We start from the raw sequence: 15,133 nt of genomic DNA, 5'->3' as shown, positions 1-15,133 counted from the left end.
GCATTTTTGTAACTATACTGTAACAGCAGCAAAAAATTCCTCATATAATGCTTGAACTGCTCTTTTTTCATCTACAACCTTTACACCAAACATCATACTAACCTCTGAAGAGCCTTGGTTAATCATTTCAATATTAACCTCTGCCTTTGCCAAGGCTTTAGATGCTCGTGCCATTGTACCAACATTCCGGCGCATCCCCTCGCCAACCACCATAATCAATGAGAGGCTGTGCTCTATTTTGACTTGATCAGCTTGTAATTCCGTTTCAATCCGCCATTTGATTTCATTTTCTAAATCTAAGTCAAACTGGCTTTCTCTCAAAATTACCGACACATCGTCAATACCTGAAGGTGTATGTTCATACGACAGGCCATATCCTTCTAATATGCTTAACAATTTACGGCCAAATCCAATTTCTCGATTCATTAAGTACTTGCTAACATAAATACTACAAAATCCCTTATCGCTTGCAATACCAATTACGGGTCCATTCGTATTATCACGCTCATGTACAATTCGTGTTCCGGGTGCACTTGGGTTATTTGTATTCTTAATTTGCACCGGGATTCCCGCTTTGAAAGCAGGAACAAGTGCTTCATCATGTAGGACAGTGAATCCTGCATAAGACAATTCACGCATTTCCCGATAGGTTAATTCCCTTATTTCCTTTGGCCTACCTACAATAAATGGATTGACAGAAAATACTGCGTCAACATCCGTGAAATTTTCATATAAATCCGCCTTTAGGGCATTAGCCAGTATGGAACCAGTAATGTCAGAACCGCTGCGAGAGAAAGTAAAAACTTCTCCTCCTAGACTATATCCAAAGAACCCTGGAAATATTAAGACGCCTGACCTCTCGTGAAGGGCATATAAACGGTCATAGGCTTCGGGTAATGCTTGGGCATTACCTGGCTCATCACTCACCAGTAAACCTGCTTCCTGCGGGTCAACGTAATATGCTTCTATCCCCTGCTGCTGGAAGTACGCAGCTACCAATTTTGCATGGTTATCCTCACCACTTGCCTTTAACCTATCCATAAAACGATCTGGCTTGCTTTTGTCACCATTCAACCGTTCTGTTAAATCTTCCTTAATTTCCTTAATAACCTCATCAGGAAGTGCTAACTCCTCAGCAATCGCCGAGTATCTCGCTATTACTGCACTAAGCTCATTCTTCGGGTCGGAATTTTGCAGGCATTTTTCTGCGCACGCAATCAATAAATCCGTTACCTTCTCGTCTTCTTCATACCTCTTTCCCGGTGCAGACACGACAACCACTTTACGCGCACTATCAGAAGTAACAATCTGAAAAACCTTCTCGATTTGTTTTCCAGATGCCAAAGATGATCCTCCAAATTTCACAACCTTCATAAAAAACATCTCCTAATCACTAAAAAATATAATTTTAATTTTATCTGTATTCTGAAAATAATCAAGTGTTTTCTCTTGGAAAAAGACATTTGTTTTTCTGGAATGTACAAAAAGGATAAAAAACAGTGAATTTCATATTTGAAATTCACTAATTCCACTCTATTTTATGATGTCAATAAAGTGAGCTAGGATCTTGGCTGTCAGCCCCCAGATGACGTTTTCATTATAAATATAGAAGTATTCATCTAGAGCTTTTGACTGCCAGTTATAATTTTCACCGCCAACAATTAAATCAAACGGAAAATTCTCTTCTGGCTCAACTTTGAAATGGATGTGATAAACTTTCGGTTCATTCTCAAGAAAAAAACATAACGGCACACTGAAAACTTCGCCGACCTCTTTGGGATTAGGGTTAATTGTTTCAGGATTACTAATCAGACCAACATAAGGGTAAATGATCATTCCAAATGGGGAAATCATAAAATCCAGTGGATATACTTCCGTTATATTCTCTTCTTTTAATCCTAACTCTTCAACAGTTTCTCTAATTGCAGCACTTTTTTCACCTTTATCGTCTTCATCGATTCTTCCACCAGGGAAACAAATTTCACCAGGCTGCCTTCTTAACTCTTTGGATCGGACTTCAAATAAAACATGTAATCCATCCTCTTTCTCAATAAGCGGCAGCATAACCGCAAACTTTGAAAATCGCTCACTCCCCAAGATGGCGGGGGCATGGCTTCTTAATTTATCGTGGATTTTTCCTAAGTTCATGATTTTCCCCTCCATAATAAGAACTTATTTATAATACTATCACTTTTTTCATGTAAATTGCCCATTCTTTCCATAAAAAACAATCCAGCATTTGCCGCCGGATTGTTCTAAATATTATTCCTTTTTATCTGTCCATGAATACATGTAGGTTGGGTCCTCGATTTCTGTCAATCCTTTTACCACTTGCAGAGGATGAAAGGTATCAATCATAACAGCCATTTCAAGTGTTTCTTTTTTCCCTATGCTGGATTCGGGTTTACCTGGATGCGGACCATGCGGAATACCACTTGGATGAAGTGTAATCGACTCTACTTGAACTCCTTTTCTACTCATAAAATTTCCCTCAACGTAATAAAGCATTTCATCACTATTTACATTACTATGATAATATGGAGCAGGTATCGCTTCTGGGTGGTAATCAAATAACCTGGGTACAAAAGAGCAGACGACAAAATGTTTGCCTTCAAATGTTTGATGCACGGGTGGCGGTTGATGAACTCTTCCTGTAATTGGTTCAAAATCTTCTATGTTAAAAGCCCACGGATATAAATACCCATCCCATCCAACCACATCAAACGGGTGATGACCTAAAACATGAGAATGTATGCTTCCGCGGGATTTTAATAATACTTCAAATTCTCCCTGTAGATTATAGGTTTCTAGCATTTCTGGTCCCCTTATATCCCGCTCACAGAATGGACTATGCTCTAACAACTGGCCGTATTCATTACGGTAGCGCCTTGGAGTGGTTATCTGGCTAAAGGCCTCCACAAATAGCATCTTTGTTGCCTCATTCTCATCAGGCAGGATCCGGTAAATTGTACCGATTGGTATGACCAGATAATCACCAGGCCGATATGTTATGGTTCCAAACATCGTTTCGAGTTTTCCAGAGCCATAATGGATGAATAGCATTTCATCTCCATCACCATTTCGATAAAAGTTCTTCATCGGCTCATTTACATAAGCTGTTCCTATAAGTAAATCCTGATTTCCTAATAAATAGGTCCTTGAGGTGAGCGCATCTCCCTTTTTTTCAATCTTGCCTGTAACAAGGTGGCGGTGCTTTAGTGATTGTTTGCCTTCATACTCTGGCAAATATGATGTATTCAATTCCGATTTCAACACTTCTGTCGGCATATAATGGTGATAAAGAATTGATTGAGTGCCAGAAAAACCCCTGGTACCCATCACCTGCTCTCGGTACAGGCTTCCATCCTTTTTCTTAAACATTGTATGGCGCTTGTGAGGAATACTTCCCATTTGACGATAGTACACACCACTCACCTCACTTCCAAATTTGTGATTGAGTTTTTTAACACTCCTAGCTTTTCAATTTCTAGTTCTACAATATCACCTGGCTGCAGCCAGCGATGGATCCTTGACCCAAGCTCTAGGATACATCCGGTCCCTACAGTCCCGGATCCGATGATCTCACCTGGAAAAAGTGTTGTTGCAGCTGAAGCCTGTTCAATCATTTCATTGAAAGAATAAAATATATCCATCATATTCCCTTGTGATATCAGATGGCCGTTGACACGCGCTTTCATCGAGAGATTAAAGCCTTTCCCCTGTTTAGAAGCTTCCAACTCATCCTTTGTGATGATCCATGGGCCAATGCTAGTAGCAAAATCCTTTCCCTTTGCAGGACCCAGCCCCACCTTCATTTCTAACTGTTGAAGATTTCTTGCACTCCAATCATTCAATATGCAATACCCGAAAATATAGTCATCCGCTTTCGATGAAGGAATATTTCTTCCTTGTTTCCCTATGATACAGGCAATTTCAAGCTCATAGTCTAGCTTTGTGCATTTTTGTGGCATAACAATTTTTTCTCCTGGAGCTTTTATCGCAAGATGATTAGAAAAATAAAAGACAGGGATCTGATACCATTCAGGGATCATGTCTAAACCCCTATTTTCTCTAGCGGCTTTTACATGTTGTTCAAAGGCATAAAAGTCACGAAAGCTTCTTGGGTTCGGCAATGGCGCCTTTAAATGAATTTCAGTTAACCGATAGACACCTTGATCACCTTTATTCAATGTAAGTAGCTTAGCGGCTCTTTTCAACGCTTCGTCATTAAGATCAAGAAACTCTAACATCTTTTCAGGCAATTCTCCCTCAGTTGCTTCATACATATCAATGACATGGTCTATATCTAACAGGAGGCCAGCCCTTATCTTTCCGTCATACCTTTCAAACGTTACAAACTTCATCTAGTCACCTGCCAGTCCATTAGATTATAGATTACCTCGTCTTTCCTGCTCTCGTTCAATTGACTCAAATAGAGCCTTGAAATTCCCTTCACCAAAACCACGGGCACCCTTCCTTTGAATCACTTCAATAAACAAAGTGGGACGGTCCACAATAGGTTTTGTAAAAATTTGCAGCAAATACCCCTCATCATCTCGATCTACCAAAATATTAAGCTCTTTGAGTTTTTCGATTTCCTCGTCAATTCTTCCTATACGCTGTCCTAAATCCTCATAATAAGTACTTGGAGTTTTTAAGAACTCCACACCATTTTCTTTTAAGGTAGTAACTGTTGAAACAATATCCTCAGTTAATATGGCAAGATGTTGTACTCCCGGCCCATTGTAGAATTCTAAATATTCCTGGATTTGCGACTTGCGTTTTCCCTCAGCAGGTTCGTTAATCGGAAATTTAATGCGTCCTCCATTATGCATAACCTTAGACATCAGAGCAGAATATTCAGTCGTAATATCTTTATCAGAGAAATGCTTCATCTCAACAAATCCCATTACCTTTGAATAGTACTGCACCCATTCCTCCATTCTCTCAACATTTCCTACTACATGGTCTATTCCGATTAGCCCTGCATCCTTTATTGGCAGGTAAACTGAGTAAGGCTCATAGCCAGGCAAGAAATCTCCTTGGTAATTCTTCCGTTCCACTAACGTATGGATCGTATCCCCATATGTACCAAGGACGGCCTTTTTTACCACACCCTTTTCATCTCGCAATTCAACTGGGGCTGCTAGGGCAATTGCTCCACGCTCTACAGCACTAGCAAACGCCTGCTCAACATCATCCACTAATAGAGCAATATCCTTTACTCCATCACCATGTTTCTTCACAAAATTAGCAGCTTCAGTATGATCTTGGTACGTGCCTGTTAGGACAAGCCTAATATTTCTTTGCTGGAGAACATAGGAAACGGTTTCACGATTCCCTGTTTCGAGGCCGGAATAGGCAACCGGTTTAAATCCATACGCGGTACAAAAAAAATGACATGCTTGTTTGGCATTTCCAGTATACATTTCGATATAATCTACATCTCTCACTGGAAAAAAATCATTTTTTAATTCATCAGCTTTTACTCTCTTCCCTTTCATCGATACTCCCCCTACCCCTAATAATTTTATAATATTCAGAATATATTTTAATTGATGTAAACCTGTCCTCTCAAGAGCCGACATTAAAGCAATAACGCTTTCAGGTAATAAAGCCTCCCTCAGACAAACAAAAGAGAAGACAGCCTATGTCAGGCTGTCTCCTCCTCTATATACAAGATCTCTTATCCTAGTATTGCTCTATCACTGACCATCTGTTGGCCGCGAATTCGTTTGAACTCGTCTAATAAACCCTCGATTGTGAGATCCTTCTTTTTATCTTCATTTACTTCTAAAATGATTTGTCCTTTATCCATCATGATCAACCGATTACCAAGATCAATCGCTTGCTGCATATTATGTGTAACCATTAAAGTAGTTAAATTATACTTCGCAACAATTTCCCTAGTAAGATTCGTAATTAACTCAGCTCTAGAAGGGTCAAGTGCTGCCGTGTGTTCATCCAGCAATAGAATGGAAGGCTCCGTAAATGTAGCCATTAATAATGAAAGTGCCTGCCGTTCTCCGCCAGAAAGCAGTCCTACTTTAGCACTTAATCGATTTTCTAACCCTAAGTGAAGAGTTTCTAGAACTTCACGAAAATATTCTTTTCTTTTTTTCGTAACTCCCTTTTGCAGTGTTCTTCTCTTGTTACGTGCAAACGCCATGGCTAGGTTCTCTTCAATCGTCATGGTTGGCGCTGTTCCAGCCATCGGGTCTTGGAAAACGCGTCCAATCATTTTGGATCGATTAAACTCGGACATATTGGTAACTTCTTTACCGTCTATATGGATTTCACCAATATCTGGCACTAAAACCCCAGAGATAATATTCATTAATGTCGATTTCCCCGCACCATTACTTCCGATCACCGTAACAAAATCTCCAGGCTTTAGAGTTAGGTTTACGTGGTCAATGGCGATTTTTTCATCGGGTGTTCCTTCATTAAAGATCTTATGAATCTGATTTAAGTGCAGCATGGCTTTCACCCTTTCGATCGACAGTTGCTTTAGTCATTCTTTCCGTTCTTCTGCGCGCTTTTCGCTTTTTTTCCTTTGAGTAATCAATAATTTTAGGGGTCGTTAAGGCAATAATGACAATGGCTGCAGTAATTAGTTTCATATCACCTGGATTTAAGAAATCCACTCTTAATGCTAGAGTGACGACAATTCGATAAATAATGGCACCGCCGATTACTGCTAGTGTTGCTCTTGCAATGGACTTTGTTCCAAACAGCGCTTCACCGATTATTACAGAAGCTAACCCGATTACAATCATACCAATTCCCATCCCTACGTCTGCAAACCCACCTTGCTGGGCAATTAACGCCCCAGAAAAGGCTACTAAGGCATTGGATAGACCAAGCCCTAAGATCACGAGCAGGTTTGTATTGGCAGACAAACTGCGAATCATACGCTTATTGTCACCAGTGGCTCTAACAGCGAGCCCTATTTCAGTTTGTAAAAAGGAATCTGTCAGCCATTTAATTAACAAGGTAACAAAAATCATAAAAATAAGAATGCCCCATGTTTCTGGTAAACTATCACCAAGTCCAACCATGGTTAAAATGTTATTAAAGAAAGAATTAATGCCGAGCTCCTCAAAAAAATTGCTGATTTTCGTAAAAGCTGTTTCACTATTTAACAGAGGAACATTCGATTTTCCCATGATTCGAAGATTAATTGAATAAAGAGCAATCATCATCAAAATTCCGGAAAGCAAATTATTTATTTTTCCAAATGTGTGAAGCAATCCCGTCATACAACCCGCAACAAAACCTGCAAATAAAGCCATGAAGGTTGCAAAGAACGGATTAGCACCATTTGCAATCATAATAGCTGAAATTGCAGCACCTGTTACAAAACTTCCATCAACCGTTAAATCTGGGAAATCCAGAATTCGAAAGGAAAGATAGACGCCTAGTGCCATAATCGCATATATAATGCCTGCTTCAAATGATCCAAATATGGCTGTAAACATTGAAATCATCCTTTCCTAGCCTTGTGACTTTTAGATTAATTGACCCATGTCGTGACAAGGAGTCAACCTTTGAGGCCGACTCCTTGTTGATATAAAAGCTATTATTATTCACCCTCGTAAAACTCACCAAGATTCTTCCAGTCTTCCTTCACTTCCAGCCCTTGTGCCTCAGCAGCTTTTTTATTAATCATCAGAGTTAAGCTTTTTGGTAGTTCTACTGGAATCTCAGATGGCTTCTTGTTACCTGTTAGAATTTCTACAGCCATTAAACCAGATTGATATCCAAGCTCATAGTAATCAAATCCACTTGCAGCTACAGCACCTTTTTTCATAGAATCAAGTTCACCAACAAATAGTGGGATTTTTTTACTATTCGCTACAGAAATAACCGTTTCAAGTGCGGAAACAACCGTATTATCTGTTGGGATATAGATTGCGTCAACACGGCCGACTAAGGATTCAGTTGCCTGCTTCACCTCAGCAGACGTTGAGACAGAGACCTCTACTAGCTTGGCACCCTTCTTTTCTGCTAATTCTTTTACTTCTGCCACTTGAACAATCGAATTCTGCTCACCTGAGTTATATATGACACCAATCTCCTTGGCCCCTACTTCATCTGTAATGAAATTAATCGTTTTAGCTGTACCTTCAGGATGGTTATCGGTTGTACCGGTAATATTTTCTCCCGGCTGATCAAATGCTTTGACCAATTCAGCACCGACAGGGTCTGTTACCGAAGTGAAAATAATTGGAATCGTCTTCGTTGCATTTAACGCACTAACTGCACTTTGAGTCGCATTAGCAAAAATCAAGTCTACCTTATCCCCAACAAAGTTATCAGCAATGGTCTTTGTATTGTTCATATCTGCTTGTGCATTTTGTTCATTATATTTCACTTTAATTCCTTTATCTTCTAACGCTTGTTTGAAACCCTTTGTCGCATTGTCTAAAGAGTCATGCGTTACAAACTGTGAAATACCAATTTTATATACTTTTTCACTATCATCCTCTGTTGACCCGCCTGCTGTATCATTACTCCCACAACCAGCAAGCATTAACATACCTGCCAGCGCAAATGATAGAGCTTTAAAATTCTTCTTCATCTTTTTATCCCCCTTTTTTAGTTTAAATAATCTAAAAATTAATTATATTATAAAAATTATTCTAGTATTTTTTTATACTGAAAGTCAATAGAATTGTTCAAAATAATTTTATACTTTAACGCGTATAAGTGAAAAAGTTCAACTAATAGTAAAAACCCTCCATATACATTGGAGGGCTTTGAGAGATTTAATTTATGTTATCTTCTTACCAGTCACGCGTGCGATCAAGCAACTGATCAATCTCAATCGGTGCTTTTTGGTTTGTTACATTCTTCTCAGATGTTAGATCTGTAGTTGATTCTAGTAGTTTATCAATATCAATTAATACAACACCCATATATCTAACCTCCGTGTCTTATTAGGTACCATATTATTCGACGCGAAGAGTTCTAGTATGGGGGTATCCAATCTATTCATTTACGCTTTAATATTGTTAAAACCATCAGCCGTACTCAATTCTATTTTTTTGTACCATCCTAAAATGCAGGCTTCATCATTGGTGGCGTAACGATGGTAGTGACTAAGACAAGCACAATTAATGCTGCAAATAATTCTTGATTGACCAATTTATTTTCTAATCGGTATTGCCGCAATAATGGTTGAAACCAACGGTAAAATCCCTCGGACGACTTTCCAGCCAACTAAAATATCACAATAATTTATTCCTAGATGTACGTCCTTACCGCTCGATATACTCATTAAAAAAGCCAATGCAATAATGACCACAACATCATCAATGACGGCTGATCTTAATATTGCCGTACCTGCTCTCGATTTTAGTTTATTTAATTCCTCAATTCTTGAAAAAGATATGCTCACACTTGTTGCTGATAAAAGCAATCCTAAAAACATTGCTTGAAAATCATTCAAACCCATCAATCAATCCCTAAAGCAAGCAGATTTCGCAAAATACGAACTTACTTTATTTAATGCCTTAAAATAAAAAGGTGTATCTTTTTGATAAAAATCGGTATGATAAAATCATTATGACTTTATTGGAGGTAACTATGCTAACTTTCGACGAAAAACTAGCAATTATCGAGAAGTTCCCAGAACTTGAACGAAAAGATGTTTCATTAAAACGAGTCAACTTTCAACTTATTAACAGTGTATCCGATAAGAAAAATATCGTTTACCACCTGCACCCTAATGGAAATGGCTTTGTATATTCAGGCCATCTGCAGGACTATACCACAGACGATAAAGGTATGGTAAATATTCGAGATTACTCTGAGGAGGAATTGAATATATTGCTCCAGAAAGCCATTCAAGGTTTATCACCCGTTCAGCGATCCGCGGAAGAACAAGCTATTGTTGGAGAACAAACTGAAGAGCGTTGGGTAAACGAGGACAAGGATCATCTTATTTTAATTAATGAAAATGATGCTTGGAATATATATTATGGACTAAATTTGGATGAAAGTTTTAATACATATGGTGAAGCTGAAGATTTCTTAAAGGAAGAAGGATTTCAACGAGTATAGAAAATTACAAGCTGTGCTAAATGCACAGCTTGTTCTATTTTGCTGAGCGTGCTAATTCCTCATCAATCCATTCATCCAATCGGATAATGCTTTGTTTTCCACGCTCATACTCAATCGTCCTGTAGTGATGCATTCCCCCCTCTTCTTCATCTTTTTCGTCAGCCCATTTTACAATTTGTTGGAGAGGTGTTCGTATAATATCATTGGATGGAAGAAAAGAATCTGTGTGAAATAAAATGGCCAGTGCAATCGTTTTGGCTTTTACCGGATTTTCTCCTAACCGAATCAATAATTTATGCGCCCTTTCTGCTCCTTTAATGGCATGAATATCATTTTGCTTATATAAATCGTAATCCCATTTCCCATTTTTATACCATGTGTAATGACCCATATCATGTAATAGACCTGCTTTTGCAGCGATGTCAATATCCAAATGGTATTGTTTCCCTAAGTGAAAGGCATGATAGGCAACAGCGATTGCATGTGCTAGACCAGAACGATTTAAATATTTCTGTGCAATGTGGTGTTCATAAATGTGGAGTAACTTTACATCTCTCATGCTCTTTCCTCCTACCCAATTAATAACGTGAAAATTTTTAAGATTAATTATATTATAAATATAAAGTTTTTTCTATAATTATGTAAGATTTTCTCTTTACAAAAACAGCCAAAAAAATGAAACATTTTAAATGTAAAAAGGGAAGAATATCATTCTTCCCTTCGCTGCGCTAATTATTCTTCAATTTTTTCTTCAACCTGTTCTTCACTTGTTCCTTCTGTAGATTCTTCTTTCGGCTCGTTAGTCGAATCTTCATTTTTTGGGCCTTTGTTTACTTTTGGAGCGATATATTCATAATCACTAGGATTAATCGGGGTGTATCCCTCCGGATGGTAAAATCGAAGAAGATCTTTATAAACAATTTCATCTGACATCTGTAACTCGATATTTACTTTATCGCTAATTTCTTTACAGGAATCACTATTTTCTAACCATTCCCCTGTTTCAGCATCGTAGCATTTTCCCTTAACGCTAACAACTTCCGGTGTTACGAAATCACCGTTTCTAAATAATGCCCAATTACGATGTTGTTTTGATAGTAGATCAGAACCCAATTCCATAAAATCCTTTGTATCAATTCCTAATAGGTGCAGAATTGTTGAACGAACGTCCACCTGGGCACCATATTGGCTTTGAACCCCGCCCTCTAAACCAGGTACATGTATAAATAATGGAACGCGTTGTAACCCTGCACTTATCGCTGGAGTAACCTCGTCAACACCAAGTACCTGTGCCATCGCCTCATTATGATTCTCAGAAATACCATAATGGTCCCCATACATAACAATTACAGTATTATCGTATAATCCTGAGGCTTTTAGATCATTAAAGAACTGTTCAATTGCTTCATCCATATAGTGAGCTGCCTGGAAATACTGATCAACCACCTTATTCCCTGTTTCACCTGCTGGGAAATCGGTATCTTCTGGATCCATTTCAAACGGAAAATGGTTAGAAAGACTCATAAACTTTGTATAAAATGGCTGAGGTAAGCTTTCGAGCAGAGGCATAGATTCTGTAAAAAATGGTTTATCCTTTAAGCCATAATTTTTAGTATTTTCATCCGTCATGTTGTAATAATCTGCATCAAAAAACTGGTCGTATCCTAGGGCTTTATACATGACATTACGATTCCAAAAGGTTTTATAGTTACCATGGAATGAAGCTGAGTAGTAACCATAACCCTTAAGTATCGCCGGCATAGCGTGATACGTGTTTTGAGCTTTGTTTACAAATACAGCGCCCTGTGCCATTGGATATAAACCATTTTCCATTAAAAATTCAGCATCCGATGTTTTTCCCTGTCCCGTTTGATGGAAAAAGTTTTCAAAATAGAAAGTACCCTTGTCATTTGCCAGCGAGTTCAAAAATGGTGTTACTTCCTGTCCGTCTGGCATCTTATAATTAATTGCAAAACTCTGGAGAGATTCCATCGCTACATAAACAACATTCATACCTTTTGCTTTCCCAAAGTATTCTGGGTTTGCTCCTGTATAGTTAGCTTTTCTGTAATTCTCAACCTCAGTTATGTCACTGCTATCAGCAAGTGCACGCTGACCCGAGGATTTAATATTTTGGATAACATCATAAATGGTAAAATTGTATGCGCCTAGGTATTTTACTAAGTAATTTCGATCAAACGAACGACTCAATAATTGTGGACGATCCTTTTCTGCCAAACCAAGGTTGAATAAGAAGATCGTGATTGAAAACAATAAAACAACCTTAAAAGCTTTTTTGTTTTCGACAGTTACTTTCTTATAAAGGGTAAATGCAAGGAAAATTAAAATAAAGAAATCAGTAAAATAAAAGATATCATAGGGAGACATTAGTGAGAGAGCACTATCTCCTAGCTGTCCAGCATTTGTCTTAGTTGACATTAACACCGGAACTGTAATGAAATCACTAAAAAACCGGTAGTATGCGATATTTGCATAAAGCAAGAAGGACAAAATAAAATTGGTAATGATTATGATCAATTTTGTACTTCTCTTAAAAAGTAGAGCCAATCCAAAAAAGAACAAAGCTGAACTTAAAGGATTAATAAATAAAAGAAACTCTTGGAGTGTATTATCAATTCCGAGTGTAAATTCTATTCGATAAGCAGTATACGTTTTTAACCAAAACAAAACAACGGCAATGGAAAAAAAGACTAGATGACCATTATTTTTTATTTGGTGCAGATTAATTTTTTTCATTTTACTTCTCCTCTCACTTACCAAGCAGCTTCGGTAAACGAACCTTACTAATATACCATGTTTTGTAATATAATGGAAACAAATCATTCCACCCTGAAGAAAAAGTAACTCGCCATTTTTCTAAATAAGCTTGTAAAATAAAAAATTTTATTGCCAACCTCAACTATATAAGACGAGTTTAACCCAATAAAGTTTCATAATTTTTACTTTCCTTATTGTAACCGCTGCGATTAATCTTTTATTCTGTCCCTCAACTAGTTTGAAATGTTGTATGGTATTAAGTAATAATAAAGTCCAAATCGGAACAGTACAATATGATAAAGGTCTCATCTTTAAGGATATAAGACAGGCATAGGTTTTAGACTTATTTCTATAACTTTTTCACTCATACAAGCAATTTAAATTTTAGATCCGCCTATTGAATGAAATAATTTTATTAGCAAAAAATATAACGATAATTATTTTAGGAGTGAAGAAAATGAATGAGAATCGTGTAAAACAAATTTTATCATCTTCCGCAGATATTGAAGTGAAATATAACGGTGCTTCAGTCTGGATTGATGAATTAAATGAGGATGGAAGAACAGTCACTGTACATTTGCGTGGCCCGCTTGAAGAGAGAACGATTGTGGAAATTGCGGAACTTCGAGAAGAAGAATAATCAAAAGCCACCTTATGGGTGGCTTTTGATTATATATAACGGAAACAGAAATACCCTGTGATCTTACATGTCTTCATTTTCTTTTTCAAAAGCACTAGGCTTAGGCTGCTCTTGTTGAACGAATCCTCCCAATGTTTTTCTGTTTGCCTTGCTTGCATCTTTTCCAGCTCCAGGTGCAATATTCGCCATTGGAAGCTGTTCCAATTCCTTACCTCTTGGCATTTTCTTCACCTCTTATCATATAAGGTGTTCTAAAGCTTATCTTTTTAAACTATTTCCTTAGGTAAACATCACTTTTGGTGGGAGTGAATCGCATGGTTTGCCAGCATTTGAATCGTCATATCATCCATGGGTGGATTATGCAGCCCTGCCCTGACATCTCGATAATATCGTTGAAGAGGGTTTTTCAATGAGAGACTTCTCGCTCCGACTATTCTCATTGCCAAATCAACCACACTGACTGCTGTATTTGTAACTGATAATTTAACTGCACCTAAAATTGGAGCCATCCCTTCCCTACTATGTACCTCCGACTGATCCCACTGGTTTGCTACTGAATATAAAAAAGATTCAGCCTGCATCAATGATAACTCGATTTCACCAATTTTCTGCCTAACATTCGGCAGATCAATGATTGCTCCACCTATGCTATTGGGAGAATATGTACTCGCAAATTCAATTGCTTGTGTTTTCGCTGCTTTAGCTATTCCAAGATAGCAGGCAGGAATGTGAAGGAGCCATCCATTTGGTTTCTTACCATCGTTTCCTATGGTTTCTACCAAATTCTCAATAGGCACTATAACGTTATGTAGTAATAGATCATGGCTTCCTGTTCCTCTTAAAGCAATGCTATCCCATGTTTCTTCGATTAGAACACCGGTAGTGGAGCGTGGAACTAAAAAATTCCCAACTTTATTTTCATCTTTAATAGTGGCACTAACGATGAAATAATCAAGAACTGGTGACATCGTGGTAAATGTCTTCCGGCCATTGATTACCCAGTGATTTCCTTTTTCCTCCGCGGTTGTTTCTGGCTTCCCGCCCCTTGTCGGACTTCCAGTATTTGCTTCAGTAGCGGCAGCATTTATTAGGGCACCATTCATAATTGCTTCACACATTTTCTTAAATACGGCTTCACTCCAAACCTCTTTTTCAGCCAAGTTTTTAATAATCCCCATATGCCAACCAATCGATAGTGCTGTTGCACCATCACCTTCAGCAATTTTTTCTTGTAAACGAAGTAATTCAAACAGTGAAATTTCTTGACCTCCATACTTTTTTGGCACCGTTAAGGAAGTATATCCACTTTTCTTCAAGTCATCTATATTCTCAAAGGGGAAACCTCCTTCAACATCAACTTGATGAGCCCTCGTTGAAAATTGGCTAGAAAGTCTTTTCATTAACTCATATTTTTCCTCAAATGCTTTAGCCTGGATAAAATTCAATCGTAAACTGCCTCCTTCACCAATAAAAAATCACTTTCGCTAACTGTATCACGAATGCTTCTATCATAAAACAAATCTACACGCGTGGTTTGCTAAAAATATTTATTTTTCTATTAAATTGAGTGTCATATCTCACAGTTTTATCGTAAAAAGTGTTCTATAATACACAATGAAAATCTTAAACGGACACAGACTATTCATG

Annotated in this window: 15 protein-coding genes and 1 pseudogene; 2 read left to right on the top strand and 14 right to left on the bottom strand. The window is 37.9% G+C overall.

The features are described from left to right. Positions 1–12 precede the first annotated feature (12 nt). The 10 genes and pseudogenes from BTR25_RS11725 to BTR25_RS11685 all read right to left on the bottom strand — a co-directional run bounded on the left by BTR25_RS11725 (position 13) and on the right by BTR25_RS11685 (position 9,460). On the bottom strand, positions 13–1,374 hold the full coding sequence (locus tag BTR25_RS11725) for an aspartate kinase (protein WP_075688263.1): 1,362 nt from the start codon (positions 1,372–1,374) through the stop codon (positions 13–15). Positions 1,375–1,533: 159 nt separating this feature from the next. Beyond that, the gene (locus tag BTR25_RS11720) at positions 1,534–2,148 is read right to left on the bottom strand and encodes an NUDIX hydrolase (RefSeq protein WP_075688262.1); all 615 of its coding nucleotides are present in this window, start codon (positions 2,146–2,148) and stop codon (positions 1,534–1,536) included. Positions 2,149–2,262: 114 nt separating this feature from the next. Next, positions 2,263–3,411, bottom strand: coding sequence for a homogentisate 1,2-dioxygenase (locus BTR25_RS11715; RefSeq protein ID WP_175596768.1), 1,149 nt, complete (start codon positions 3,409–3,411; stop codon positions 2,263–2,265). Continuing rightward, positions 3,374–4,364 (bottom strand): annotated as a pseudogene (locus BTR25_RS11710) (fumarylacetoacetate hydrolase family protein). Before BTR25_RS11710 ends, BTR25_RS11715 begins: the two are co-directional and overlap by 38 nt. A gap of 24 nt (positions 4,365–4,388) precedes the next feature. Continuing rightward, complete coding sequence (hppD, locus tag BTR25_RS11705; RefSeq protein ID WP_075688260.1) at positions 4,389–5,504, bottom strand: 4-hydroxyphenylpyruvate dioxygenase; 1,116 nt, start codon at positions 5,502–5,504, stop codon at positions 4,389–4,391. 182 nt (positions 5,505–5,686) lie between these two features. Beyond that, a complete protein-coding gene (locus BTR25_RS11700; protein WP_075688259.1) occupies positions 5,687–6,481 on the bottom strand; it encodes an ABC transporter ATP-binding protein in 795 nt (264 codons plus the stop codon). Then, the gene (locus BTR25_RS11695; RefSeq protein ID WP_075688258.1) at positions 6,456–7,481 is read right to left on the bottom strand and encodes an ABC transporter permease; all 1,026 of its coding nucleotides are present in this window, start codon (positions 7,479–7,481) and stop codon (positions 6,456–6,458) included. The genes BTR25_RS11700 and BTR25_RS11695 overlap by 26 nt, the downstream gene beginning before the upstream one ends. A 104-nt stretch (positions 7,482–7,585) precedes the next feature. Then, positions 7,586–8,584 carry an ABC transporter substrate-binding protein gene (locus tag BTR25_RS11690; protein ID WP_075688257.1) on the bottom strand — a complete coding sequence of 333 codons (999 nt, stop codon included), beginning with the start codon at positions 8,582–8,584 and terminating at the stop codon, positions 7,586–7,588. Positions 8,585–8,789: 205 nt separating this feature from the next. Beyond that, on the bottom strand, positions 8,790–8,921 hold the full coding sequence (locus BTR25_RS28425) for a hypothetical protein (protein WP_303046827.1): 132 nt from the start codon (positions 8,919–8,921) through the stop codon (positions 8,790–8,792). A gap of 230 nt (positions 8,922–9,151) precedes the next feature. Continuing rightward, on the bottom strand, positions 9,152–9,460 hold the full coding sequence (locus tag BTR25_RS11685; protein ID WP_075688256.1) for a cation:proton antiporter domain-containing protein: 309 nt from the start codon (positions 9,458–9,460) through the stop codon (positions 9,152–9,154). A 131-nt stretch (positions 9,461–9,591) separates the two neighbouring features. Here BTR25_RS11685 and BTR25_RS11680 point away from each other — a divergent pair, with 131 nt between their 5' ends. After that, positions 9,592–10,068, top strand: coding sequence for a hypothetical protein (locus BTR25_RS11680; protein ID WP_075688255.1), 477 nt, complete (start codon positions 9,592–9,594; stop codon positions 10,066–10,068). 34 nt (positions 10,069–10,102) lie between these two features. Here BTR25_RS11680 and BTR25_RS11675 read toward each other — a convergent pair whose 3' ends face one another. Together BTR25_RS11675 and ltaS are read right to left on the bottom strand one after the other, a co-directional pair. Beyond that, positions 10,103–10,627 (bottom strand): HD domain-containing protein, encoded by a 525-nt coding sequence (locus BTR25_RS11675; RefSeq protein WP_075688254.1) that lies wholly within the window; start codon positions 10,625–10,627, stop codon positions 10,103–10,105. Between the two features lie 173 nt (positions 10,628–10,800). Beyond that, positions 10,801–12,825, bottom strand: a complete 2,025-nt coding sequence (gene ltaS / locus BTR25_RS11670; protein ID WP_075688253.1) for a lipoteichoic acid synthase — start codon at positions 12,823–12,825, stop codon at positions 10,801–10,803. A 478-nt stretch (positions 12,826–13,303) separates the two neighbouring features. On the opposite strand from ltaS, the gene BTR25_RS11665 reads away from it, so the two are divergent. Beyond that, positions 13,304–13,486, top strand: coding sequence for an H-type small acid-soluble spore protein (locus BTR25_RS11665; RefSeq protein WP_075688252.1), 183 nt, complete (start codon positions 13,304–13,306; stop codon positions 13,484–13,486). Positions 13,487–13,549: 63 nt separating this feature from the next. Here BTR25_RS11665 and BTR25_RS27570 read toward each other — a convergent pair whose 3' ends face one another. Next, on the bottom strand, positions 13,550–13,708 hold the full coding sequence (locus BTR25_RS27570; protein ID WP_175596762.1) for a hypothetical protein: 159 nt from the start codon (positions 13,706–13,708) through the stop codon (positions 13,550–13,552). 68 nt (positions 13,709–13,776) lie between these two features. Further along, positions 13,777–14,931 carry an acyl-CoA dehydrogenase family protein gene (locus tag BTR25_RS11660; protein ID WP_254842690.1) on the bottom strand — a complete coding sequence of 385 codons (1,155 nt, stop codon included), beginning with the start codon at positions 14,929–14,931 and terminating at the stop codon, positions 13,777–13,779. Between the last annotated feature and the right edge of the window lie 202 nt (positions 14,932–15,133).

Source organism: Bacillus sp. MRMR6, from assembly GCF_001940785.1.
Classification (GTDB): Bacteria; Bacillota; Bacilli; order Bacillales; family Cytobacillaceae; genus Neobacillus.
This window is presented reverse-complemented; position numbering and strand designations above follow the sequence as displayed.

Coding starts and splice junctions, on each gene's coding strand:
- BTR25_RS27570 (WP_175596762.1), bottom strand. CDS start 13,708: ATGCCAAGAGGTAAGGAATTGGAACAGCTTCCAATGGCGAATATTGCA.
- BTR25_RS11685 (WP_075688256.1), bottom strand. CDS start 9,460: ATGGGTTTGAATGATTTTCAAGCAATGTTTTTAGGATTGCTTTTATCA.
- BTR25_RS11715 (WP_175596768.1), bottom strand. CDS start 3,411: ATGGGAAGTATTCCTCACAAGCGCCATACAATGTTTAAGAAAAAGGAT.
- BTR25_RS28425 (WP_303046827.1), bottom strand. CDS start 8,921: ATGGGTGTTGTATTAATTGATATTGATAAACTACTAGAATCAACTACA.
- BTR25_RS11690 (WP_075688257.1), bottom strand. CDS start 8,584: ATGAAGAAGAATTTTAAAGCTCTATCATTTGCGCTGGCAGGTATGTTA.
- BTR25_RS11680 (WP_075688255.1), top strand. CDS start 9,592: ATGCTAACTTTCGACGAAAAACTAGCAATTATCGAGAAGTTCCCAGAA.
- ltaS (WP_075688253.1), bottom strand. CDS start 12,825: ATGAAAAAAATTAATCTGCACCAAATAAAAAATAATGGTCATCTAGTC.
- BTR25_RS11720 (WP_075688262.1), bottom strand. CDS start 2,148: ATGAACTTAGGAAAAATCCACGATAAATTAAGAAGCCATGCCCCCGCC.
- BTR25_RS11695 (WP_075688258.1), bottom strand. CDS start 7,481: ATGTTTACAGCCATATTTGGATCATTTGAAGCAGGCATTATATATGCG.
- BTR25_RS11700 (WP_075688259.1), bottom strand. CDS start 6,481: ATGCTGCACTTAAATCAGATTCATAAGATCTTTAATGAAGGAACACCC.
- BTR25_RS11675 (WP_075688254.1), bottom strand. CDS start 10,627: ATGAGAGATGTAAAGTTACTCCACATTTATGAACACCACATTGCACAG.
- BTR25_RS11665 (WP_075688252.1), top strand. CDS start 13,304: ATGAATGAGAATCGTGTAAAACAAATTTTATCATCTTCCGCAGATATT.
- BTR25_RS11725 (WP_075688263.1), bottom strand. CDS start 1,374: ATGAAGGTTGTGAAATTTGGAGGATCATCTTTGGCATCTGGAAAACAA.
- hppD (WP_075688260.1), bottom strand. CDS start 5,504: ATGAAAGGGAAGAGAGTAAAAGCTGATGAATTAAAAAATGATTTTTTT.